Origin of the sequence: Beijerinckia sp. L45, assembly GCF_009765775.1 — a bacterium.
In the GTDB taxonomy this organism is placed as follows: Bacteria; Pseudomonadota; Alphaproteobacteria; order Rhizobiales; family Beijerinckiaceae; genus RH-AL1.
Map to the genome: position 1 here is coordinate 1 of NZ_LMUU01000114.1, position 23,010 is coordinate 23,010.

26 protein-coding genes and 2 pseudogenes are annotated in these 23,010 nt (G+C 66.2%); 19 read left to right on the plus strand and 9 right to left on the minus strand.

The window, feature by feature from the left end; genetic code table 11:
- The 3 genes and pseudogenes from GSQ79_RS12340 to GSQ79_RS12350 all read left to right on the plus strand — a co-directional run.
- Positions 1-1,366: pseudogene (locus GSQ79_RS12340) on the plus strand (hypothetical protein); the annotation flags it as partial.
- Between the two features lie 51 nt (positions 1,367-1,417).
- Entirely contained in the window at positions 1,418-1,678 is a 261-nt protein-coding gene (locus GSQ79_RS12345; protein WP_158809018.1) for a type II toxin-antitoxin system HicA family toxin, read from the plus strand.
- A gap of 34 nt (positions 1,679-1,712) precedes the next feature.
- On the plus strand, positions 1,713-2,147 hold the full coding sequence (locus GSQ79_RS12350; protein WP_158809019.1) for a type II toxin-antitoxin system HicB family antitoxin: 435 nt from the start codon (positions 1,713-1,715) through the stop codon (positions 2,145-2,147).
- Between the two features lie 22 nt (positions 2,148-2,169).
- On the opposite strand, the gene GSQ79_RS12355 is transcribed toward GSQ79_RS12350, so the two are convergent.
- From GSQ79_RS12355 to GSQ79_RS12365, 4 genes and pseudogenes are all read right to left on the minus strand, one after another.
- Positions 2,170-3,399: a hypothetical protein gene (locus GSQ79_RS12355; protein WP_158809020.1), complete on the minus strand. Its 1,230-nt coding sequence runs from the start codon at positions 3,397-3,399 to the stop codon at positions 2,170-2,172.
- A gap of 49 nt (positions 3,400-3,448) precedes the next feature.
- Positions 3,449-3,952: a GNAT family N-acetyltransferase gene (locus GSQ79_RS12360; protein WP_158809021.1), complete on the minus strand. Its 504-nt coding sequence runs from the start codon at positions 3,950-3,952 to the stop codon at positions 3,449-3,451.
- Positions 3,946-4,008, minus strand: a pseudogene (locus tag GSQ79_RS30330) (4Fe-4S binding protein); the annotation flags it as partial. The pseudogene GSQ79_RS30330 and the gene GSQ79_RS12360, both read right to left, overlap by 7 nt.
- 57 nt (positions 4,009-4,065) lie before the next feature.
- Positions 4,066-4,560, minus strand: coding sequence for an NUDIX domain-containing protein (locus tag GSQ79_RS12365; RefSeq protein WP_158809041.1), 495 nt, complete (start codon positions 4,558-4,560; stop codon positions 4,066-4,068).
- Between the two features lie 222 nt (positions 4,561-4,782).
- Here GSQ79_RS12365 and GSQ79_RS12370 point away from each other — a divergent pair, with 222 nt between their 5' ends.
- Complete coding sequence (locus GSQ79_RS12370) at positions 4,783-5,673, plus strand: metallophosphoesterase (protein WP_158809022.1); 891 nt, start codon at positions 4,783-4,785, stop codon at positions 5,671-5,673.
- 18 nt (positions 5,674-5,691) lie between these two features.
- On the opposite strand, the gene GSQ79_RS12375 is transcribed toward GSQ79_RS12370, so the two are convergent.
- Positions 5,692-6,540: an oxidoreductase gene (locus tag GSQ79_RS12375; RefSeq protein ID WP_158809023.1), complete on the minus strand. Its 849-nt coding sequence runs from the start codon at positions 6,538-6,540 to the stop codon at positions 5,692-5,694.
- Positions 6,541-6,662: 122 nt separating this feature from the next.
- On the opposite strand from GSQ79_RS12375, the gene GSQ79_RS12380 reads away from it, so the two are divergent.
- Both GSQ79_RS12380 and GSQ79_RS12385 read left to right on the plus strand, forming a co-directional pair.
- Entirely contained in the window at positions 6,663-7,346 is a 684-nt protein-coding gene (locus GSQ79_RS12380) for a TetR/AcrR family transcriptional regulator (RefSeq protein ID WP_158809024.1), read from the plus strand.
- 201 nt (positions 7,347-7,547) lie between these two features.
- Positions 7,548-8,978 carry an aspartate aminotransferase family protein gene (locus GSQ79_RS12385; protein ID WP_158809025.1) on the plus strand — a complete coding sequence of 477 codons (1,431 nt, stop codon included), beginning with the start codon at positions 7,548-7,550 and terminating at the stop codon, positions 8,976-8,978.
- Here GSQ79_RS12385 and GSQ79_RS12390 read toward each other — a convergent pair.
- Positions 8,975-9,535: a sugar O-acetyltransferase gene (locus GSQ79_RS12390; RefSeq protein WP_158809026.1), complete on the minus strand. Its 561-nt coding sequence runs from the start codon at positions 9,533-9,535 to the stop codon at positions 8,975-8,977. The two genes, GSQ79_RS12385 and GSQ79_RS12390, sit on opposite strands and share 4 nt — an antisense overlap.
- Before the next feature lie 182 nt (positions 9,536-9,717).
- Here GSQ79_RS12390 and rpmE point away from each other — a divergent pair, with 182 nt between their 5' ends.
- Positions 9,718-9,957, plus strand: a complete 240-nt coding sequence (gene rpmE / locus GSQ79_RS12395; protein WP_158809027.1) for a 50S ribosomal protein L31 — start codon at positions 9,718-9,720, stop codon at positions 9,955-9,957.
- A gap of 101 nt (positions 9,958-10,058) precedes the next feature.
- Here rpmE and GSQ79_RS12400 read toward each other — a convergent pair whose 3' ends face one another.
- On the minus strand, positions 10,059-10,571 hold the full coding sequence (locus tag GSQ79_RS12400) for a DUF1465 family protein (protein WP_158809028.1): 513 nt from the start codon (positions 10,569-10,571) through the stop codon (positions 10,059-10,061).
- Positions 10,572-10,803: 232 nt separating this feature from the next.
- Positions 10,804-10,989: a DUF1192 domain-containing protein gene (locus GSQ79_RS12405; RefSeq protein ID WP_158809029.1), complete on the minus strand. Its 186-nt coding sequence runs from the start codon at positions 10,987-10,989 to the stop codon at positions 10,804-10,806.
- 218 nt (positions 10,990-11,207) lie between these two features.
- On the opposite strand from GSQ79_RS12405, the gene GSQ79_RS12410 reads away from it, so the two are divergent.
- Together GSQ79_RS12410 and GSQ79_RS12415 are read left to right on the plus strand one after the other, a co-directional pair.
- Positions 11,208-11,918, plus strand: a complete 711-nt coding sequence (locus GSQ79_RS12410) for a DUF1013 domain-containing protein (protein ID WP_158809030.1) — start codon at positions 11,208-11,210, stop codon at positions 11,916-11,918.
- 64 nt (positions 11,919-11,982) lie between these two features.
- Positions 11,983-13,353 carry a cytochrome P450 gene (locus GSQ79_RS12415; protein ID WP_158809031.1) on the plus strand — a complete coding sequence of 457 codons (1,371 nt, stop codon included), beginning with the start codon at positions 11,983-11,985 and terminating at the stop codon, positions 13,351-13,353.
- Between the two features lie 128 nt (positions 13,354-13,481).
- Here GSQ79_RS12415 and GSQ79_RS12420 read toward each other — a convergent pair whose 3' ends face one another.
- On the minus strand, positions 13,482-13,853 hold the full coding sequence (locus tag GSQ79_RS12420) for a hypothetical protein (RefSeq protein WP_158809032.1): 372 nt from the start codon (positions 13,851-13,853) through the stop codon (positions 13,482-13,484).
- Between the two features lie 232 nt (positions 13,854-14,085).
- Between GSQ79_RS12420 and GSQ79_RS12425 the strand changes: the two genes are divergently transcribed.
- The 10 genes from GSQ79_RS12425 to GSQ79_RS12470 all read left to right on the plus strand — a co-directional run.
- On the plus strand, positions 14,086-15,261 hold the full coding sequence (locus GSQ79_RS12425; protein ID WP_158809042.1) for an ABC transporter substrate-binding protein: 1,176 nt from the start codon (positions 14,086-14,088) through the stop codon (positions 15,259-15,261).
- 6 nt (positions 15,262-15,267) lie between these two features.
- Complete coding sequence (locus tag GSQ79_RS12430) at positions 15,268-16,188, plus strand: branched-chain amino acid ABC transporter permease (protein WP_158809033.1); 921 nt, start codon at positions 15,268-15,270, stop codon at positions 16,186-16,188.
- Positions 16,185-17,132 carry a branched-chain amino acid ABC transporter permease gene (locus GSQ79_RS12435; RefSeq protein ID WP_210253071.1) on the plus strand — a complete coding sequence of 316 codons (948 nt, stop codon included), beginning with the start codon at positions 16,185-16,187 and terminating at the stop codon, positions 17,130-17,132. The genes GSQ79_RS12430 and GSQ79_RS12435 overlap by 4 nt, the downstream gene beginning before the upstream one ends.
- Positions 17,129-17,878 carry an ABC transporter ATP-binding protein gene (locus GSQ79_RS12440; RefSeq protein ID WP_158809035.1) on the plus strand — a complete coding sequence of 250 codons (750 nt, stop codon included), beginning with the start codon at positions 17,129-17,131 and terminating at the stop codon, positions 17,876-17,878. The genes GSQ79_RS12435 and GSQ79_RS12440 overlap by 4 nt, the downstream gene beginning before the upstream one ends.
- The gene (locus GSQ79_RS12445; protein ID WP_158809036.1) at positions 17,878-18,570 is read left to right on the plus strand and encodes an ABC transporter ATP-binding protein; all 693 of its coding nucleotides are present in this window, start codon (positions 17,878-17,880) and stop codon (positions 18,568-18,570) included. Before GSQ79_RS12440 ends, GSQ79_RS12445 begins: the two co-directional genes overlap by 1 nt.
- Before the next feature lie 66 nt (positions 18,571-18,636).
- Positions 18,637-19,281, plus strand: a complete 645-nt coding sequence (locus GSQ79_RS12450; RefSeq protein WP_158809043.1) for a DsbA family protein — start codon at positions 18,637-18,639, stop codon at positions 19,279-19,281.
- A gap of 204 nt (positions 19,282-19,485) precedes the next feature.
- Positions 19,486-20,499 carry an isopenicillin N synthase family oxygenase gene (locus GSQ79_RS12455; protein WP_158809037.1) on the plus strand — a complete coding sequence of 338 codons (1,014 nt, stop codon included), beginning with the start codon at positions 19,486-19,488 and terminating at the stop codon, positions 20,497-20,499.
- Between the two features lies 1 nt (position 20,500).
- Positions 20,501-20,887: a VOC family protein gene (locus GSQ79_RS12460; RefSeq protein WP_158809038.1), complete on the plus strand. Its 387-nt coding sequence runs from the start codon at positions 20,501-20,503 to the stop codon at positions 20,885-20,887.
- Positions 20,888-20,915: 28 nt separating this feature from the next.
- Positions 20,916-22,004, plus strand: a complete 1,089-nt coding sequence (locus tag GSQ79_RS12465; protein ID WP_158809039.1) for a BMP family ABC transporter substrate-binding protein — start codon at positions 20,916-20,918, stop codon at positions 22,002-22,004.
- Positions 22,005-22,061: 57 nt separating this feature from the next.
- On the plus strand, positions 22,062-23,010 hold a 949-nt coding region (locus tag GSQ79_RS12470; RefSeq protein WP_158809040.1), incomplete at its 3' end, for an ATP-binding cassette domain-containing protein.

A 23,010-nucleotide genomic window follows, 5' to 3' on the forward strand; every position in this document is an offset into this window, starting at 1 on the left:
CGAGCACGGCGGCCAGAACGTCATCGAGCTGGAAGTCGCGGCGCTCCCCGACGAGCTCACCGCGATCAACAACAAGGCGGTTGTGACGATCGACGGCGTGCGTGACAAGCTGAAGGTGCTGCTGGTGTCGGGCGAACCGCACAACGGCGAGCGCATGTGGCGCAACCTGTTAAAATCGGACGCTAACGTCGATCTCGTGCATTTCACCATCCTGCGCCCGCCGGAGAAGCAGGACGGCACGCCGATCAACGAACTTTCCCTGATCGCCTTTCCGACCGCCGACCTGTTCGGCCGGAAGATCAAGGATTTCGATCTCATCATCTTCGACCGCTACTCGAACCAGAGCGTGCTGCCGCCGGTCTACCTCGACAATATCGTGCGCTACGTCCGCGACGGCGGCGCGCTGATGCTGGCGGCCGGCCCCGACTTTTCGCGCAGCGAAGGCATTTTCTTCTCGCCGATCGGCAAGATCGCCCCGGCACGGCCGGACGGCGAGCTGATCGAGCATGGGTTTCGCGCCGCCGTGTCGTCGGACGGCGCCAAGCATCCGGTCACCCGCGGCCTGCTGGGCGCCGACCAGGTGCCGCCGGCGTGGAGCCCGTGGTTCCGCCAGATCAGCGCCACTTTGACTCGCGGCACCAGCATCATGGACGGCGCCGACAACAAGCCGGTCCTGGTCCTCTCCCGCGAGGGCAAGGGCCGCGTCGCCGAGTTGCTGAGCGACCAGATGTGGCTGTGGGCGCGCGGCTACGACGGCGGCGGCCCCTATCTCGACCTGCTGCGGCGCTTGGCGCATTGGTTGATGAAGGAGCCGGACCTGGAAGAGGAGGCGCTGCGGGCGACGGTGCAGGGCCACAAGCTCGTCATCGAGCGCCAGAGCTTAAAGCCCGACGTCCCGCCGGCGACCGTCACCACGCCGACCGGCAAGACCACCACGGTGACCCTTACTGCCGGCGAGCCGGGCCTGTGGCGCGCCGAGATCGAGACGAAAGAACTCGGCCTGTTTAAGGTGGTCGACGGCGACCTCTCCGTGCTGACCAACGTCGGGCCGGAAAACCCGAAGGAATTCCAGGAGGTCGTCTCGACGCCCGACAAGTTGCGACCGCTGGCGGAAGCCACGGGCGGCACCGTGCGCCGCATCGCCGACGGCCGCGACGGCGCCATCACCTTGCCCCGCCTGCTGGCGATGCGCGACAGCCCGATCTACGGCGGCTCGGACTATGCCGCGATCAAGAAGACCGGCGCCAGCGAGGTCAAGGGCATCGGGTTTTCCCCGCTCGCCATCGGGTTTGTGGGCCTGCTGGCGCTGCTCGGCAGCGTGGTTCTGGCCTGGGTTTATGAGGGGCGGCGGGGGGCGGCGGCTTAAGAGAAGGCGCCCTTCTCCCATTCGTGGATGTGGGCGCTGGCCGGAAACTGCGTGGTCAATTGCATCGAGGACAAAAATGCCCTATTTTTGCATGTCGGATTTAGGCGGCGGAACACGGACAAGCGAGATCGTTTCATCGCCGAATTACGCGACGTAGCGAAGCAGCGGGGTCTGTCGTTTTCAGTCAATAAGAAGCGCGGCAAAGGCGGTCACGCGACGGTTTACATCGGCGACAGACTGACCACTCTGCCCAGCCGCGAGATCGATCCCGCAACGGCAGCGAAGATCAGGAAACACCTCGGCCTCGCATGACATCGGGACCGTACGTTAACGCTAGGAGAAGACCATGCGAACGTTCGCCTATCCTGCGGTCTTCGAACCGGGCGAAAACGCCAACGTCATCGTCGTCACCTTTCCCGATGTTCCGGAGGCGATCAGCCAGGGCGACGGCGAGGCCGACGCGCGAGCTATGGGCAGCGACGCGCTTGGCGTGGCCTTGCTCGGCCTGCTCTCGGTCGACAGGCCCCTGCCCATAGCCTCGAAGCCGCGACCGGGGCAGATCGTGTTGAGTGTCGATGCCGACATTGCCGCGAAGATCGCCGTGATCGAGGCCTTCAAGGCCGCGCAGATCACGCAGACCGAACTGGCAAAGCGCCTCGGGAAGGACGCGAAGGAAGTTCGCCGGATCCTCGATCCGGATCATGCGACAAAGATGCCGGCGCTGGTCGCCGCACTGGCCGCGCTTGGGCGCCGGCTGGTCATCGGAGTGGAAGCCGCATGAGTAGCCTCCACTTGGTCGCGGACTAAATCCCCGGCGGCGAAAAAATCAGAAGCCCAAGTGCGGTCGGCGCCAGACTCGCGACCACCACCGCGATCGTGACGACGGGCCAGCGGCGGCCGTCGAGGGCGGTACAGCCGAGCGCCAGCGCCAGCGCGAAGCCCGGCCAGAGCTCGTTGTAGTAGCGCGGCTGCGCATCGCTAAGCTGGCCGAAGGTCAAGAAGGTCTTCCAGGCGTAGAACAGGTGGATCGGCACGAAGATCACCAGCGCCGCGAGAAAACCGGTCGCCACCCGCCGCGCCCTGCCCTCGCCCTTCGCGCGAAGCGCCGCGAAAGCGACGAGGACGACGCCGGCCAGCGGCCAGGCGTCATCCATCATCCGGTCCGCCGCCGGAAATTTCTCGACGATCCGGCCAAAGAAGACCGCGACGAAGCCCCAGAAATCGAGCGTCAGACGCTGCGCGACGGGGATCGTCCAGAACCCGTTCTCCGGCACGTAAAGGAGATGCCCGGTCCGGGTCCAGTTCACGAGATAGGGGACGAGCCCGACCAGCACAGCGAGGGCCAAGGCAGCGTGCCCCCGACGCAGGCGTGGCCCTGGCTGGCTCCAGGCCTCGTACACGACGAGGACGCCGGCCGCGGCGCCGAGCCCGACAAGCGCCGTCAGCTTGGTCCAGCCCGCAAGCGCCAAGGCCAGGCCGAGCCAGAGGGTGCGGCGGGACGGACTGGCGCAGCCCCAGAGGAACAGCCCCGCGGCGACCAGGACGAGATTGTCGTTGCTGACGATGCCGCCGATGACCGGGTTTTTGGGAAAGCAGAACACCAGCAGGATGAACAGCAGCCGCGTCCGCGGCGCCTCGATCAGTTTTGCGCCGGCCGCCGCCGCCAGGGCCAGGCCGGCGGCCGACAGCGCGACGTCGGCAAGCCGCAGGGCCAGAACGCTGCCGCCGGTGAGCGTCCAGAGCGGCGCCATGACCAGATAGTAGAGCGCGGGATGCGCGAGGTAGTTCGGCTCGCTGGTCCACACGCCGAGATTTTGGGCGTCGAGAAGCCGGTAGCTGCCGTAGTGCGGAAACAGCACCGGCGCCTCGGCCATCGCCTTGACGAAGGAGATGTGCGCGATCTCGTCATAGGTCGACGGAAACGCGCCATAGACGGCGACCGCTGTGGCGACGAGGATATGCACGGCTACGGCGACGACGAGCCAAAGTTTGGCGTCGGGCGGGCGTGCCGTCTTGGGGCCGGTCCGTTCCATCGCCGAACCCTGCCGCGTCGACGTTAGGATGGGGTGAACGGCGGCGACGCTACACCCAGGCCTTCGTCACCGTCCCGGACACTGCCGCGAACGCCCCCGGAACCAGCTCGCAATACAGCAGCCGCGCCGGATCGACGGGACCGCAGAAGGTCAGCTGCGTCTCCGGCACCGGGCGGAACCCCATGCGGCTGTAATAGGGGAGATCGCCGACCAGCAGCACCAGGGTGTGGCCGGCGTCGCGCGCGGCGTCGAGCGAGCGCTTGACCAGCGCTTCGCCGATGCCGCCCGAGCGAAACGCCGGGTCGACGGTCAGCGGGCCGAGCAGCAGGGCCGGCGTGTCGCCGCAGCGGATCGGCGTCATCTGGTTGGCGCCGACCAGAAACGTGCCGACGCAGGCGACGAACGATAAGCTCGCATTCGCCGGCACGCCTTCCCGCAGACGGTAGGCCGAGCGGGCATAGCGGCCGGGCCCGAAGGCGCGCTCGGTCAGACGCTCGATCGCGGGGAGATCGGCATCCGTCTGGGGCGCAAGCGTGAGCGAGAGATCGGCCATGGGCACGCCCTAGAGCATTTTCCACAAAAGGTGCAGACTTTTGTGATCGGGACCATGCTCCGAGACTTGAAGCGAGTCCCCTTGGGGGCGGCGCCGGAGCAGCCGGGCGCGGCTCACCAGTCCTCCCCGATCGGCGCGCCATCCAGCACCTCGGCGAGGCGCCGCCGCGTTGCCGCGGTGGTGCCCGCAGGCAGCGCGTCGGGCTTGAAGAACCCGCTCTCGGCAATCTCCCAGTCCGGTGTCGCCGGCGCGGCATGCTCGAAGCGGCGGATGACGTAACAGGCGACATGATCGCGACGGACCCGGGCGTTGTGATACAGTCCATGCAGCGCCGGCCGCTCCAGGCAGAGGATGCCGGCCTCTTCCAGCACCTCGCGAATCACCGCGTCCTCGGCGCTCTCGCCGCGATCGACGCCGCCGCCGGGGAGATACCATCCCGGCGTATAGGTGTGGCGGACGAGGAGCACCCACCCGGCCTCGTCGATGACGATGGCCCGCACACCCAGCGTCACCGCACGCAGCCACCAGAGACGGCCATGCGCCACGGCAGCAGCCCGCGCCATCCACCGCTGCGATGCGCGGCGCGGCCTAATCGGCGCTTCTGTCATGGACACGCCCCCGCTCCTGCCTATATTTCCATCCACCCCTCGAGAGCGCGCCGACGCGCTTCGGATTGGTGGCATACTCGGTCGGCAAGAATGCCCGCTTCGTCAAGGTGACGGCGCCGGATTCGACGCCGGCCAAGACAGCCGGTCCGGACGTCACGGCGACAGCACGTCTTCCTCTGATCGGCGCGGCGCGAGGGCGAGCCGCGGCGCGGCGGATCCCGTTTGGCCTTTCTTCTCGCCCATCTCTCCGATGCCCATATCGGCCCGCTGCCACCGGCGCGCAAACGCGACCTGATGGGGAAGCGGATCACCGGCTACCTCAACTGGAAGCGCGGGCGCTCGACGGCGCATGACATGGACATCCTTGGCGGCCTCGTCACCGACATGCAGGCGCAGGAGCCCGACCATATCGCTATGACCGGCGACATCATGAACATCGGCCTGCCCGGCGAGTTCGTGCTGGCTGACGCCTGGCTGCGCACGCTGGGCGAGCCCGGCTCCGCCGTCAGCTTTGTCGCCGGCAACCATGACGCCTACACCAGGCGATCGCTGCCGACCCTGGCCCGCACCTTTGCGCCCTGGACGGCGAGCGACGCGACCGGCGTGCCCGGCTATCCCTACCTGAAGGAGCGCGGCGGCGTCGCCCTCATCGGCCTCTGCTCCGGCGTGCCGACCGCCCCGTTCATCGCCTCGGGCCGGCTCGGCCTGAAGCAGCGCAGCGCCTTCGAGGCGATGCTGGCCGACACCGGCGCGCGCGGCCTGACTCGCGTGGTGATGATCCATCATCCCCCGCACATGCGCGGCACCAGCGTCGGCCGCGGCCTGACCGACGAAGGCGCGTTCGCCGCCATCATGAAGCGGACGGGCGCCGAGCTCGTGATCCACGGCCACAATCACAAGCCGTCCGTGATCCACCTGCCGACGCCGCACAAGCCTGTGCCGATCGTCGGCGTTGCCTCCGCCTCGGCGCTGAAAGGCACCACCGGACGCCGCGCCGGTTATCACCTGTTCTCGATCGAAGGGGACGGCCACGCGGCTCGCATCGCCGGCCGGGTCCGCGGTCTTCCGGCCGGATCGCAGGAGTTTTGCGATCTGGCGCCGCTGAAGCTTTGATCGATTAGGGCGATCCGCCTAGCTCACGACGAAATTGGTCGACCGCGACACCGCTTCCCAGGCCGCGATCTCGCGCTTCATGGAGGCGATCTTGTCTTCCACCACCTGGAGCGCATCGTCGCCCAGGTAGAGGCGGACGGGCGCCTCGTCCGCCGCAACAAGGGCCAGCAACGCTTGCGCGGCCTTGGCGGGATCGCCGGGCTGGTTGCCGCTCTTGGCCTGCCGCGCCGCGCGGATCGGGTCCATCACGGCATCGTAGTCCGGGATGCTCCGCGGCGCGCGATCCATCGACCGGCCGGCCCAATCCGTGCGGAACTGCCCCGGCGCGAGCGCGCTCACGCGGATGCCGATGTGCTTGACCTCCTTGCCCAAGGCCTCCGAGATGCCCTCCAGCGCGAACTTGCTGCCGCAGTAGAAGGTGATGCCCGGCATGGTGATGAAGCCGCCCATCGAGGTGACATTGACGATATGGCCGGATCGCCGCGCCCGCATGCCGGGCAGAACCGCCTTGATCATCGCCACAGCACCGAACACGTTGGCGTCGAACTGCCGCCTGATATCCTCGAGCGAGGATTCCTCCAGCACGCCTTCATGCCCATAGCCTGCGTTGTTGACGAGGACGTCGATCGGCGCGACCGCCGCCTGCGCGTTCGTGATCGCAGCCGGAATAGCATCGAAGTCGGTGATGTCGAGAAGCAGAGGATGCGCGCGCTCTGTCGACAGCGCTGCAAAGGCCGCGGCGGCCTCGCTATGCCGTACCGTGCCGATAACGGTATGGCCCGCTGCCAGCGTCGCCTCGGCGAAGGCTTTGCCGAGCCCCGAGCTGACTCCGGTGATCAGGAAAGTTTTGGTGTCTTTGGTCTTCATGGATCGCCCTCTGCGCGCTGCCGGCGTTCGGATGGCCACCGGCATATTTTGATTGCGATACGTTATTTATATCATGATATAGATTTGTCCAGTAAAAGCTCCTCACGGTTTTGGAATCGATCATGACGAAGGCCCCAACGCCCTCCCTGAGGGACCGCAATCGGCTTCTGGCCCGGGACGTGGTGCTGGATGCGGCCGAGCGCCTGTTGTGCGCGGATCCCACCGCGAGTTTCTCGATGCGGGCGCTGGCGGCGGACGCCGGCGTCGGGTTCGCGACGCCGTTCAATCATTTCGGCAGCAAGAACGCGATCATGCAGGCGCTCTCGGGCCGGCTCATCGAACGCATGGCCGCGGCGTTCGAGGCCCAGGCGCCGGCCGGCGACGCGACCGATCGCGTCCTGGCGATGGGCGCCATCGCCGTCGCACACCTTCTGGGACAACCGGACGTGCACCGTGCCGTCGTCGGTTCGCTGGGGGTCGCCAGCGCGACCCCGGGCGCCGTGATGGTGCAATCGCGGGCGCTCTGGGCGCTGGCGCTCGGCGACCGGGAAGGTCTCTCCGACGATGCGCGCGCAGCCGAAACGGTCCTTGCCACGAACCTTGCGGTCGCGTTTCGCGGCTGCCTGTCGTTCTGGACCGCGGGCGAAATCGACGACCGCCACCTCCATGGAATGGTCGAGGCGAACATGCTGACGACCGTGCTCGGCTTTGCCGCAATCGATCGCCGCCAAGCTGTGCTGCTCCGCCTCGAAGAGCAGACGACGGATCAGGGCCCCCAGGGCGTGAGGCAATCTGGGTGGCCTTAGCGCTTTCTCAGGCGGCGACAACCCGCTATATCGCTTGGTCAGAGACGATCACGGACGCGGCATCACGCTCATCCGTCGCCCAGTTGCGGCCGTTCAGCCCGCGCTCAGGTCGGCTGGGCTTATCTGCGACCGACCAACCTTGATTTGACCTCCGGCAAGGCTTGCCGAGGTGGCCGCCGACGCGGCCGTGGAGCATGAAGCATGGCACAACTGCCGACTGACACCGTCCCGACCACCGACCGCCCGCCGTTCGACATCGGCTCGCTCCTCGCCGACCGCGAGATCGACCGGTACTCCCTGCATACCCAGCACATGAACGAGCAGATGGTCCGCGTGCTGCAGACCATCGGCTACGACGTCGGCTTCCGCAGCGGTCACGGGCAATACCTGTTCGATCGCAAGGGCGACCGATACCTCGATCTTTTGAGCGGCTGGGGCGTCTTCGGCATCGGCCGCAACCACCCGACCGTGCGCGATGCGCTCAAAAGCGTGCTCGGCAGCGACCTGCCCAACCTGGTGCAGATGGACGTCTCCGTCCTTGCCGGCATTCTGGCCGAGCGTCTGCTGACCTACGCGCCCTACCTCGACAAGGTGTTCTTCGCCAATTCCGGCGCCGAGTCCGTGGAAGCCGCGATCAAGTTTGCCCGGGCATCCACCGGGCGCGATGAGATCGCCTACGCCAGCCAGTCCTATCACGGCCTGACCTATGGCGCGCTGTCGCTCACCGCAGACAAGATGTTCCGCACCGGCTTCGGCACCCTGATGCCCGGCTCCATCGAGGTGCCGTTCAACGATCTCGCGGCGCTCGACCGCGCCCTGGCGTCGAAAAAGGTCGCGGCGTTCATCGTCGAGCCGATCCAGGGCAAGGGCGTCTACATGCCCAGCGACGAGTATCTGCGCGGCGTGCAGGAGATCTGCCGCAAGCACGGGACCCTGTTCGTCGCCGACGAGATCCAGACCGGCCTCGGGCGCACGGGCAAATTCTTCGCGATCGAGCATTGGGGCGTCGAGCCCGACATGATCTTGATCGCCAAGGCGCTGTCCGGCGGTCACGTGCCGATCGGCGCCGTGCTGATGCGGCGTAAAATCTTCGAGAAGGTGTTCAACCGGATGGACCGGGCGGTGGTGCACGGCTCGACCTTCGCCAAGGGCGATCTGGCGATGGCCGCAGGCCTTGCCACGCTCGAAGTCATCGAGGCGGAAGACCTCGTCGGCAATGCCGCCCGGATGGGCGCACGGCTGATGACCTCGTTCAACGCGATGGCCGAGCGCTACGAGCTGGTCAAAAATATCCGTGGCAAGGGGCTGATGATCGGCGTCGAGTTCGGCACGCCGCGCTCGCTGAAGCTCAAGGCCGCCTGGTCGCTGCTGGAAGCCGTCAACACCGGCCTGTTCTGCCAGCTGATCACCATCCCGATCTTCAAGGAGCACAAGGTGCTGGTGCAGGTCGCCGGCGCCGGCAACCACGTGATCAAGCTGATCCCGCCGCTCTGCATCAACGACACCGACTGCGACTGGATCGAACGGTCCTTCGATGCCGTCATCGCCGACGCCCACAAGGTGCCGGGCGCAGTGTGGACGCTGGGCCGCACCCTCGCCGACCACGCGATCAAGGCGCGGGCGAGCGCTTAATCGCGCTTGACCACGGGCCTGGCCGGATTGCCGACGACCGTCGCGCCGGGCGGGACGTCGCGGGTCACCACGCTTCCGGCACCGATGATGGCGTCGTCGCCGACGCTGACGCCCGGCGTGATGATGGCGCCGCCGCCGATCCAGACGTTGCATCCGATGGTGATGGGCCGCGCCGACTCGAGGCCTGTGCGGCGCAGCGCCGGATCGCGCGGGTGATCCGGCGTCAGGATCTGCACCAGCGGGCCGATCTGCGTGTCGTCGCCGATGCTGACGGGTGCGACGTCCAAAATCACGCAATTGAAGTTCATGAAGACGTTGCGGCCCAGCGTGATGTTGAAGCCGAAATCGCAATAGAACGGCGCCCGCAGATCGCAGCCTGGCCCGACCGCGGCGAAGCGCTCGGCAAGCAAGGCCGCGCGGGCATCATGGGGCAGGCAGGCTGCCGCATTGTAGCGGGCGAGCCAGGCGATGGCGGCCGCGAGGTCCGCGCGGATTTCCGGGTCTGCTGCGTGATACAGGTCGCCGGCGAGCATCTTGGCTTTTTCGGATCGGATCATCGGCTCTCGGGGGTGTAAGACTGCGGCGTCGAGGCTATGGCGGCGGTTTGCGTCTTTGTCTTGTCCTGGGGTTGCTGGCGGCGCACCGATCGGCTATAGGCACCGCTTGATTTCGTTGCACGTGGCTTCTGCCCGTCCAGCACCGATCCTCCCCGACGATCCCTTTTCGACGAGTACACACGATGAAGTCCGATATCCATCCGGCCTATAAGATGATCAAGGTCGTGATGACCGACGGCACCGAGTTCATGACCCGCTCGACCTACGAGGGCGAGACGCTGAACCTCGATATCGACCCGAAGACTCATCCGGCATGGACCGGCGGCTCCGCGCAACTGCTCGATCGCGGCGGTCGTCTGTCGCGCTTCAACTCGCGCTTCGCTGGCCTGTCGTTCGGCAAGAAAGACGCGCCCGCGTCCTGAACCGCGAACCGGCGCTCGGCGCGGGTTCGCTACGGTCCTCAAATACGAAAAGGCCGCTTCCAGATGTGGAAGCGGCCTTTTTTGCGTCTCGTCTGACGACCTTACTGGCAGAAGGCGGCGCGCAGCAGCGTCATCTGGCCTTCGAGCGGGTTGGGCACCGGCATGAACGCCGCCGGCTCGCCTTCGGTGATCAAGGTATCGAGATGGATCAGCCGCTCCTGAAGCCGCAGCGATGTCTCGATCAGCGTCTGCAGCGCGACCGGCAGGTCGGCGGCGTCGCCCGACGGCGTATCCTGCCAGGCGAGGCAAGTCCGCTTCTTGTCGCTCAGCGCCTCGGCCTGGGTCATCTCGCCCTCGTTCACCGCACGCTGCAGCAAAAGCCAGGAGGCGATCTGCATCAGGCGCGTGGTGAGCCGCATGCTCTCCGACGCATAGCTCAGCGCCGCGGGCCGCGGCAGATTCCTGGCATCGTCGCGCCCGTCGCCATCGAGATAGCCGGCCGTCTCCTCGACGAGCGCCATGCCGTCGCGAAACAGGCTCTTGAACACGTCCGACGACGCAACGTGATGGGCGAACGAAATAGGATTGTTACGGGCAAACAAATCTTGAGCCATGATCCCCTTGGGCCTTATCCGGTGCTGCAGTCGGGGTTGTAGCTGCAAGTGCGACGCCATTAAATTAAAAGTAACCATTTACGATCGGTTAACCTTAATCGTCACCGGCTTTGTCGCGCTTCTCCTCCAAGGCAGCACAAATGGCACGGCACCGGACGACAAAGGGCCGGCGTTCAAGATCCCAAAAAAGCGCCGATGGCGGGACGCATTGTCCCAAAATGGCACGGATTTGTTACGTTTTGAAAAACGACGCTGCGGCCGCCACGGCACTCTGTTTCTGCGTCCGGGCGGCTTCGAGGCGGGCGATCTCATCCCGCAGCAGCAGGATCCGCGCCTCGAGTTCGGCGACGGAGAGATCGTCGAGTTTCTCGCCGACCTGATGGGTCGCCGGCCGGCGGATGTCGTCCTCGTCGCGCATGCTGCCTATCCTCGCCCACCGCGCCCGACCGTCTCGGCGCGCGATCCGGCCGCGAAGAAGCGTGCGCCACCCGGGAAGACATATTGCGTTCCCTGGTCCCGCTCCTTATACCTCGGCTCTTCCCGCTTTTTAATCAATTGACGCCCCGCCGATCTCTTGGCGCATCCAGCGCCGAATGCGGATCCCTTTCGCGGACAGTCGTCCAGGAGAACCACCCCATGAGCAACGCACCGCTGATGCCGAAAGCAACAGCCGTTTGGCTCGTCGAAAACACGTCGCTGACGTTCGAGCAGATCGCCGATTTCTGCAAATTGCATCCCCTCGAGGTCAAGGGCATCGCCGACGGCGAAGTCGCCACCGGGATCAAGGGCCACGACCCGATCACCTCGAACCAGCTGACGCGCGAAGAAATCGCCAAGGCCGAGAAGGATGCGAGCCATCACCTCTCGATCGCCATCTCCAAGGTGCGGATGCCCGAGATGAAGCCGCGGCGCGGCGCCCGCTACACGCCGCTGTCGCGCCGCCAGGATCGCCCCAACGCGATCCTCTGGCTCGTCCGCAACCATCCGGAGCTGAAGGACGCGCAGATTATGCGCCTCGCCGGCACCACGAAGACGACCCTCGACGCCATCCGCAACCGCACGCACTGGAATTCCGCGGCGCTCAGCCCGCTTGATCCCGTCACGCTCGGCCTGTGCTCGCAGATCGATCTCGACTTCGAGGTCAACCGCGCCGCCAAGGACCGCCCGGCCGCCGTCATCGATCGCGGACCGACCCTGATGCCCGCCGAAATTACTACCGCGCCGGAGCGTGAGGCGCCGGTTAACGAAAGCTCCGTGTTCGGCGAGCAGCCGCGCCAGCCGGCCGAAGAGGAAGAAGAAGACCTCGACGTCAACGCCGTCTTCTCCAAGCTCAAGACCTTGAAATAGCCAGAGGTTCTGCGCCATCTTCCGAACGGTTGGTCCTGAGCGGGCCGCCGCTTTCGGAGAGCGCATGACCATCGTCAGTCCCATCACGGTCGGTCCCGAGCCCGGAATTGCCTACAGCCGGCGCTCCTCGCTGGCGACGATGGCCCGGATCGTCCGCAATCCGCTGGATGCGTTTCCGCCCGAAGTGTTCGACCACCGCCTGGTCGTCTCGCGGATTTTTGGACGCGACCGGGTCTACGTGACAGACCCTGTGCTGATCCACGAGGCGCTGGTCCGCAACGCCGACGCGCTCGACAAGGGCCAAGAAATCAAACGGGTGCTGGGACCCGCCATCGGCGAGGGACTACTGACGGCGGACGGCGCCCACTGGCGTTGGCAGCGCCAGTCGATGGCCCCGGCCTTTCAGCACGGTCGTCTGCTTGGCCTGCTGCCGGCGATGATCGTCGCGGCGGAACAGACCCGCGACCGCTGGCGCGCCGCGAAGCCCGGCACGCGCTTCGATGTCGGCCACGACATGATGGTCACGACGTTCAAGATCATCGTCGACACCATGCTTTCCGGCCCCGGCCAGATCGACGCGGGCCGCGTCGAGCGCAGCGTCACCGATTATCTGCAGTCGACCAACTGGATGTTCGCGCTCGCGCTGCTCAAGGCGCCGGATTGGATGCCCTACCCCGGCCGCAAGCGCACCGAGGCGGCCGCCGCCTACATGCGCGACGCGGTCCTGACAATGATCGCCGACCGCCGGCGCGAGGCCGGGGCGCAGGACGACCTCGTCGCCCTGCTTCTGGCCGCCGCCGACCCGGAAACCGGGCGCCAGATGACCGATGCGGAGGTCGCCGACAATCTCCTCACCTTCATCACCGCCGGGCACGAGACGACCGCGGTCGCGCTTGGCTGGACGTTCATGCTGCTGGCGAAGCATCCCGCGATCGAACGCCGGGTCGTCGACGAGATTTCTGCGATCACGGCGGGCGCGCCGATCGCGCCCGAGCATATCGAGGCCCTGGCCTACACGCGCCAGGTGTTTCAGGAAGCGATGCGGCTCTATCCGCCGGCCCCGATGATCGCGCGGCGCGTGCTGAAGCCTTTCGCGCTCGCCGGCGTGACGATCGAAGCCGACACGATGCTCACCGTGCCGATCTACGCCTTGCACCGCCATGCCGCGATCTGGGACGATCCAGACACGTTCGATCCCGACCGGTTTGCCCCGGAGCCGACGAAGGCGCGGCATCGCTACGCCTTCATGCCCTTCGGCGCGGGCGCGCGCATCTGCATCGGCAGCGCCTTCGCGACGATGGAGGCCGTGGCGATCCTCGCCGTGCTGCTGCAGACGGTCCGCCTCGAGGCCGCGGGTCCGATGCCGAAAGCGCTGATGAAGGTCACGCTGCGACCGGCGGAGACGGTTTTGATGCGCGTGACGCCGCGGCTCTGACGCACATTCCGTCTTTGCGAGCGGAGCGAAGCAACCCAGGGGCTGCTACTTCCGAATCGCCGGCTGCGGCGCCTGGGTTGCTCCGCCTGCGGCTCGCAAAGGCGGCTGAGTTCGCTCGGCCGCCTCGATCAGTGGAAATCGTAGGTCGGTGCCGGATAGTCGGCGGTGTACCCGCCGGCCGGATCGTAAGGCGGCTGATAGCGGCGGGCGCCGGCCGGATCGACCGGGCCCGGCGGCTGGGCGTAAATGAAGGGATGCGGCCCGGGGCCGTAGGCGGTGCGCGGCAACCGCTCCGGATAATCGTAGGGGTAGGCGTAGAACCCGACGACGGGCCGCGAGTAGATCCGCGGCGGCGGCGGCGCGAAAAGGACTTCCGGCGGACGCTCGACGATGACCGGGCGGTGCGGCCGCCGCGCATAGCGATAATCGAGATCGGCGGCAAACGCCGCCGACGGCAAGGCCAGGCACGCGAGAATGACGGCAGACGTTCGGGTGCGCATCGAATTCTTTCCCCTCGCGATGAGGATCACTAACGGACACGGGCTGAACGCCGGATGAGCGCGTGCGTCTCCCGGATCTACCGCGCATTTCGTTGCCACATGGTTAACGAAATTCCACCGGGCGTCCTACAGCCCGGGCCTGCTTATTGCTTGTCCGCATTTCGCAGTCACTTTAGGCTTGAAGTAATTCGCGGGATGGCGCCAGGCCATCGCATGAACGGCGAGACGCATGATGAAGCACGTGATGAAGACACTCGGTATGGTCGCCCTGGTCGTTACGAGCGGCCATCCGGCCGCCGCGCAAGAAAAGCTCAAGATCGGCGTCCTCGTCACCCTCTCCGGGCCGCCGGCCGTGCTCGGCCAGCAGGCGCGCGACGGCTTTGCCCTGGCGATCAAGGATCTCGGCGGCAAGATGGGCGGCCGCGACGTCGACGTGGTGGTCGTGGACGACGAACTGAAGCCCGACGTCGCCGTCACCAAGGTGAAGGGGCTGCTTGAGCGCGACAAGGTCGACTTCGTCGTCGGTCCGATTTTCTCCAACGTGCTGCTCGCCATCCACAAGCCGGTGATCGACGCCAACACGTTTCTCATCAGCCCCAACGCCGGGCCGTCCAGCTACGCCGGCAAGGCCTGCAGCCCGTTCTTCTACGTGACGTCGTACCAGAACGACCAAGTCCACGAAGTGCTGGGCAAGGTCGCGCAGGATCGCGGCTACAAGCGCGTCTACATCCTCGTGCCGAACTACCAGGCCGGCAAGGATGCCGTCGCCGGCTTCAAGCAGGATTTTAAGGGCGAGGTTTTGGAAGAGTCCTACATCCCGCTCGGCACCCTGGACTACCAGGCCGAGCTCTCCAAGATCGCCTCGATGAAGCCGGATGCGGTGTTCGCCTTCATGCCGGGCGGCATGGGCGTCAACCTCGTCAAGCAGTACAAGCAGGCGGGGCTCGCCGGACGCATCCCGTTCCTTTCCGCCTTCACCGTCGACGAATCCACCCTGCCGGCGCAGCAGGACGCCGCGGTCGGGCTCTATGGCGGCGGCAACTGGGCGCCGAACCTCGACACGCCGCAGAACAAGAAATTCGTCGCCGAATACGAAGCCGCTTACGGCAAGGTGCCGGCGAGCTACGCCTTCCAGGCCTATGATGCCGCGATGCTCATCGCCAGCGCCGTCACGTCCGTCAAAGGCGACCTGACGAACAAGGCCGCCATCACCGCGGCGCTGAAGAAGGCGGACTTCACCTCGCTGCGCGGCGCGTTCAAGTTCAACACCAACAATTATCCGATCCAGAATTTTTACCTGACCAAAGTGGCGAAGCGGCCGGACGGCAAGTTCGAGACCGAAATCGACGAGAAAGTGTTTTCGAACTACGGCGACCGCTACGCCAAGGATTGTCCGGCGACCAACTAAAGCGCGATGACCCCGACGTTCGCCTTCATCCAGATCCTCAACGGCCTGCAGTTCGGGATGATCCTGTTCCTGATCGCCGCAGGCCTCACGCTAGTTTTCGGCGTGATGGATTTCATCAATCTCGCCCACGGCGTGCAATATATGGTGGGCGCCTATCTCGCCGCCGCCTTCACGGCGTGGAGCGGGAGCTTCTTCATCGGTCTCGCACTGGCGCTGCCCGCCGCGCTGCTGTTCGGCCTGCTGCTGGAATTTCTCGTCTTCCGCCACCTCTATGACCGCGATCATCTCGATCAGGTGCTCGCCACCTTCGGCGTCATTCTGTTCCTCAACCAGGCGGTCAAGCTCGTGTGGGGCGCCGAGCCGTTGAGCGTCCCGATCCCCGACGTCCTGTCCGGCACGATCGAACTCTCCGACGGCATTCTCTATCCCGTCTATCGCCTGGTCATCATCGGCGTCGGTCTTGGCGTCGGCCTGCTGCTTTATGCCGTCGTCAACCACACGCGCCTCGGAATGCTGGTTCGCGCGGGCGCCACGAACGCGCCGATGGTCGCGGCGCTCGGCGTCAACATCCGCCTGCTGTTCACCATCGTCTTCGGCACCGGCGCGATGCTCGCGGGCCTCGCAGGGGCGATGGTGGCACCGCTGCTCTCGGTCGAGCCAGGTATGGGCGACCACGTGCTGATCCTCACCTTCGTGGTGATCGTCATCGGCGGCATCGGCTCGATGCGCGGCGCCTTCGTCGCGGCGCTCCTAATCGGCCTGATCGACACGCTCGGCCGCTTCGTCGCGCCGAGCGTGTTGCGCGCGGTACTCGACCCCGCCGCCGCGAGCCAGGTCGGCACCGCGCTGGCGCCGATGTTGATCTACCTGATCATGGCCGGCGTGCTGTGCTTCCGCCCGTCCGGCCTTTTCCCGATGAAACATTGACTCATCGTCTTAAACCCAACGGCCGGCGCGTCGTGCCGCTGCTCATCTTCGCCCTGCTCGCGCTTGTTCCTGCGGCGACGGCGATCGGGGCGGACGCCTTCGTCCTGTCGCTGGTCACCCGGATCATGATCTTCGGACTCGCCGCGATGGCGCTCGACCTGCTGCTCGGCTACGGCGCGATGATCAGCTTCGGCCATGCCGCCTATGTCGGCATCGGCGCCTACAGCGTCGGCATCCTGTCGAGCAGCGGCATCGACGATGTTTTCGTCCAGATCGCCGTGGCGTTCGCGGCGTCTGGCCTCTTCGCGCTGGTCACCGGCGCGATCTCGCTGCGTACCAAGGGCGCCTATTTCATCATGATCACGCTGGCGTTCGGCCAGATGCTGTTCTTTCTCGCGTCGTCGCTCGCCGCCTTTGGCGGCGACGACGGCATGACGCTGCCGTCGCGCAGTCTCGTCTTCGGCGCGCCGATCCTGAAGAACACCGTCGTGCTGTACTATGCCGCCTTCATCTGTCTGCTCGGCTTCTACGCGCTCTGCCGCGCGATCGTGGCATCGCGCTTCGGCCGCGTGCTGCGCGGCATCCGCGAGAACCTGGTGCGCATGGAAGCGATCGGCTTCGCGCCCTACCCCTACAAGCTCGCCGCCTATGTCATCGCCGGGATGATCGCCTCCGTCGCCGGCGTGCTTCTCGCCAACCAGGCGGAGTTCGTCAGCCCCGCCTACGCCGGCTGGCAGCGCTCCGCCGAGCTGATCTTCATGGTGGTGCTGGGCGGCGTCGGCTCGCTGCATGGCGCGATCATCGGCGCGGCCCTGTTCGTCCTGCTCGCGGAATATCTGTCGCGGCTCACCGAATACTGGCCGATGATTTTTGGGCCGCTGCTGATCCTGGTAGTGATCTTCGCCCGCGGCGGCATCGCCGGCCTGCTGAAGGCCTGGCGATGACCGTGCCTCTGCTGAGCGTCGAAAACCTTTGCAAGGCCTATGGCGCCCTGCGCGTCACCGACCGCGTGACGCTGACGGTCGCGGCTGGCGAGCTCCGTGCGATCATCGGCCCCAACGGCGCCGGCAAGACCACCTTGATCCATCAGCTGTCGGGCCTCGCCGCGCCGGATTCCGGCCAGGTGATGTTCGACGGCCGCGACGTCACTGCGCTGTCCATGCCGCAACGGGCGCGGCTCGGGCTCGTCCGCTCGTTCCAGATCACCGCGATCCTGCCGCGGCTGTCGGCGCTGGACAACGTCGCCCTTGCCGTCCAGGCGCGCAGCGGCTCGAGCTTCCGCTTCTTCCGCGATGTGTCGCAGGACGCCGCGATCAATACCGAAGCCCTTGCTTTGCTCGCCCGCTTCCGTCTCGACGCCCGCGCCGCCAGCGCCGCCGGCACCCTCTCCTATGGCGAGAAGCGCCAGCTCGAACTGGCGGTGGCGCTCGCCACCAGGCCGAAGCTTCTGTTGCTCGACGAGCCGCTGGCCGGCACCAGCCACGACGAGGCAAGGCTCGTCATCGCGGCCCTGCAGAGTCTCAAGCGCGACGTGGCGATCATCCTGATCGAACACGACATGGACGCGGTTTTCGCGCTGGCCGACCGCGTCTCCGTCCTCGTCTACGGCGCGATCATCGCCAGCGGCACGCCGGCGGAGATCCGCGCCGACCCAGCCGTCCGCGCTGCCTATCTCGGCGAGGAAGCCTGATGCTCGCGGTCGACAGCGTGAAAGCGTCCTACGGCGCGGCGGCGGTGCTCTTCGACGTGTCGCTGTCGATCGGCGCTAGCGAGGTCGTCACCCTGCTCGGTCGCAACGGCATGGGCAAGACCACCACCATCAAGGCGGTCATGGGCATGCTGCGGCCGACCGGCGGCACGGTGACGTTCGAAGGCAAACCCCTGGCCGGCCTGCCGTCCTTCCGCATCGCGCAGCGCGGCATCGGCCTCGTGCCCGAAGGACGGCAAATTTTCCCCACCCTCACCGTCGCGGAAAACCTCGTCGCCACCGCGTCGGGCCGCGGCCGGCCGCCACGCTGGACCCTGCCCGAGGTCTACGGCCTGTTCCCGCGCCTGAAAGAGCGCCGCGGCAATCTTGGCACCCAGCTGTCCGGCGGAGAGCAGCAAATGCTGGCGATCGGCCGGGCGCTGATGACCAACCCGAAGCTGCTCATCCTCGACGAAGCGACGGAAGGCCTGGCGCCGCTGATCCGCGCCGAGATCTGGGCCTGCCTGAAGGCGCTCAAGAACGAGGGACTGGCGATCCTTGTCATCGACAAGAACGTCGAAGCCCTCGCCGCCTTCGCCGACCGCCACGTGGTGATCGAGAAGGGCCGGACCGTCTGGCAGGGGACGAGCGCGGCGCTCACGCCGGCGATCAAGGACCAGTTTCTGCATGTCTGACCGCTTGCGGGTCGGGCTCCTTCCGGACCGACCCGCTCGAAATCGATCTGCAAGGACGCCCGCGTGATGGATCACACCGTCTTCTATCTTCACGACCCCCTGTGCGGCTGGTGCTACGGCGCGATCCCTGCCATGCGCGCGCTGCGGCAGGCCGGAGTCGCGGTGACGCCGGTCCCGACGGGCCTGTTCAGCGGCAGCGGCCGCACGATGGACCAGGCCTTCGCCGCCTATGCCTGGACCAACGATCAGCGCATCGGCGCGCTCACCGGCCAGCCGTTTACCACGGCCTATCGCACGCAGGTGCTCGGCGCCTTGGGTACCGCGTTCGACTCCGCCGCCGCGACGCTGGCACTCGCGGCAGTCGCCGAGGGCGACCCGACCCGCGAGTTCGACGCGCTCTACGCGATCCAGGCGGCGCGCTACGTCGACGGACGCGATATCGTCGCGCTGCCCTCGCTCATCACCATCCTGTCCGAGGCCGGCTTCGCCGATGCCGCGGCCCTGCTGGGGGCGCCCGACGCGGCGCTGCGGGCATTCGACCGGGCGCGGGTCGCCAGGGGCCGCGCGCTGATGCAGGCCGTCGGCGCACAAGGCGTCCCGGCGCTCGTCGTCGAAGGCGGTGCGGGGCTTCGGGCGGTGCGTAGCGATGCCCTGTTCGGTGGCATCGAGGCGCTGCTGGCGCAGCTTCGCCCGGCATCGTCGGCGGCGTGATGGCGGCGCGCCCAAAACTGGACCATCCGGTCTGTTTTCGCGACGTTCGTCTTCTAATTTGTGCAGGGCCGCACCCGAGGCAGCTCCAAAAGTGCCAGCGGCACGCGCACCATGGCGAAAACCCTGGACGTTTAGCCCCCAAACATTCTGGCACAGCGATTGCTCTTCGTAACCGGACCATCTGGTCAGCTTTCGGAGTCGATCATGACGCTACTTCATGTGCCGGTTATCGATCTCTCGCCCTATCGCGAGGGAACGCAGGAGGGCCGCGCGGCGGTCGCCGCCCAGGTCGGGCAGGCCTGCAAGGACATCGGATTTCTGGTCGTCTCCGGCCATGGCATTTCCGAAGAGCTGATCAAGAAGACCCATGACGTGTCGGCGCGTTTCTTCGCGCTGCCGCATGCCGAAAAGCTCGCCGTCGATCGGCCGGCGCCGGACCAGGTGCGCGGCTACAGCACCGTCGGCGGTGAAGGCCTGTCCTTCAGCCTCGACGAGCCGACGCCGCCCGACATCAAGGAGTCGCTGTCGATCGGCCCGATCGATGTGCCGCCAAACGACCCCTACTACACCAACGCCGAGGCCGGCCCGCATTTCGCCAAAAATATCTGGCCGCCGGAGCCGCCTGACCTGAAGGCCGTCTGGACCGAATACTTTGGCGCCGTCGACGCTCTGGCGCGCGATCTGATGCGCATCTTCGCGCTGGCGCTGAACCTCGACGAACATTATTTCGACCCGACGATCGACAAGAACATCTCGATGATGCGCGTGCTGCGCTATCCCGCGCAGACCACAGCTCCGCTGCCCGGCCAGCTGCGCGCCGGCGCGCATTCCGACTACGGCAGTATGACGATCCTGCGCAAGGATCTCTCCGACGCCAGCCTGCAGGTGAAGAACAAGGCCGGCGAATGGGTCGGCGTCCCCGTCATCGAAGGCACATTTATCGTCAACATCGGCGATCTGATGCAACAGTGGACCAACGATCTCTGGTCCTCGACGGTGCATCGCGTCGTCAACCCGGAGCTCGGGTCGCCGGAGAACGTCGACCGCCTGTCGATCGTGTTCTTCCATCAGCCGAACTACGACGCGATCGTCGAATGCCTGCCGACGTGCACGAGCGCGGAGAACCCGCCGAAATACGCGCCGACGACGTCGGGCGAGAACCTGCTCAGCAAGTTCGTCAAGCAAACCACCTTCGGCAAGGGCGAGAAGGCGGCCTGAGATGGCGGCTCTTTCCTACGTCAATGTCTTCACCCACGATCTCGACGCCCTGCCGGATTTCTACAAGGGCGTGTTCGGGTTCGCAGAAGTCGAGGCGATCCGCTCGCCGATCTTCCGCGGCATCGACGCGGGCGGCTGCTGCATCGGCTTCAACGCGCAGGACGCCTACGGCCTGCTCGGCCTCGGCGATCACGCCAATCCGACCGGCGTAAGCTTTCTTTTGAACATCGACGTCGACTCGGCCGCGGAGGTGGATCGCCTGGTGCCCGTCGCGGAAGCCGCCGGCGCGACGCTGATCAAAAAGCCCTACAAAACCTATTACGACTGGTACCAGGCCGTCCTCCGGGATCCCGAGGGCAACGTCTTCCGCATCAACACCGTGTTGTAACGCTTATCGTCTCTATGGGGGAATAAAGATGGTCATCAAACATATTCTCGGTCTCGCTGCGGTCGCCACGCTGGCGATCGGTCCGTCCGTCACGGCGAACGCCGACGATTTCACGCTGAGCGGACCGCCGAAGATCGCCTTCATCTACTTCGGGCCCAAGAACGACGGCGGCTGGACGCAGGCCTTCGACGAGGCCAAACCGAAGATGGAAAAGGCGCTCAACACCAAGATCCCCTTCGTCGAGAGCATTCCCGAGGACGCGGTGCAGATCCGTCCGGCGGTCGAGCAGTTCATCAAGCGCGGCAGCAATATCATCATCGGCACGGCCTTCGGCTATTCCGACACGTTCAAACAGCTCGCCGAGAAGTACCCAAAAGTGGCATTCCTCGACGGCTCCGGCACGGTCAACGGCAGCAACCTGCAGTCGTTCTACGGCCGCACCTATCAGAGCCAATTCCTCTGCGGCATGGCGGCCGGCGCGGCCTCCAAGACCGGCAAGCTCGGCTTCGTCGCGGCGCATCCCTTCGGCGTCGTCAACTGGACGATCAACGCCTTCGAGATGGGCGCCAAGCTGATGAACCCGAAGGCGACCACCACCGTCGTCTACACCGGCTCGTGGAACGACCCGGTGAAGGAACGCGCCGCCGCAAGCGCGCTGATCGACCAGGGCGCCGACGTCATCGGCCAGCACGTCGATTCCCCGACGCCGCAGATCGTGGCGCAGGAGCGCGGCGTGTTCGGCACCGGCCATCATCGCGATCTCCGCGAGTTCGCCCCCAAGGCGACGCTCTGCTCGTCGGTCTGGACCTGGGACAAGTTCCTGATTCCGGAACTGAAAGAGGTCGAAGCCGGCAAGTGGAAGACGCAGCCCTACGGCGCCTTCCCCGGCATGAAGGAAGGCGGCACCGACATCGCCTGCTGCGGTGATGCGGTGCCGAAAGAGGCCAAGGACAAGATCATGGCGGAACGCACCGCCATCATCGACGGCAAGCAGATCTATGCCGGCCCGATCTTCGACAAGGACGGCAAGCAGCGCGTGGCCTCCGGCCAGGTCCTGTCCGACGCCGACCTGTGGAAGATGGACTGGTTCGTCCCCGGCGTGATCACCCAGAACTGACCGACACCGCGCAGCGCGCATAAAAGCGCGCTGCTGCCTCCTCCTGGTGAATGAACGATGCCGGCTGCCCTTGAACTGCGCGATGTGCAAAAGACCTTCGACGGGTTTCGCGCGCTCGACGGCGCGAGTTTCATCGCCGAACGCGGCGAGGTTCGCGCCCTGCTCGGCGAGAACGGGGCCGGCAAGTCGACGCTGATGAACATCGCCGCCGGCCTGTACCAGCCGGATTCCGGCCAGATGCTGATCGCGGGCGCCGCGCGCTTCCTGTCGGGGCCGCAGGAGGCCGCCGCCTGCGGCATCGGCATGGTGCACCAGCACTTCAAACTGGTGAAGCCGCTGAGCGTCGCCGAAAACATCCTGCTCGCCTGTCCGCGCCCGCATTACAAATCCGGCCTGCGCGCCATCGAAGCCGAGATCAAGAAACATGCGGAAGCGGTCGGCTTCACCATCGATCCGCGCGCGCGCGTCGAAACGCTGTCGATCGCCGAGCAGCAGCGCGTCGAGATCCTCAAAACCCTGATCAGCGGTGCCGAGCTCATCATCCTGGACGAGCCGACCGCGGTGCTCACCGACACCGAAGCCAAGCGTCTGCTCGCGACGATGCGCCTGCTGGCGCAGCAGGGTCGCGCGGTGGTGCTGGTGACCCACAAGCTGTCCGAAGTGCTGGCCTATGCCGACCACATCACGGTGATGCGCGGCGGCCGCACCGTCGCCACGCGCATCCCCGCGGAGACGAACGAAACCGAATTGACCGAGCTGATCGTCGGGGCGGCGGCCCCGACCGTCCCGCGCATCGCCGCGGCGCCCGGTCCCGACCGCCTCACCGTGCACAAGCTGACCTGCGCGCGCGGCGACGGCTATATCTCCGTCCCCGACATCGGCTTCGTCGTGCGCAGCGGCGAGATCTATGGCATCGCCGGCGTCGGCGGCAACGGCCAGACCGAGCTCGTCGAAACGCTGCTCGGCCTGCGCAAGCCGCTTGCCGGGGAAATCATGATCGACGAGG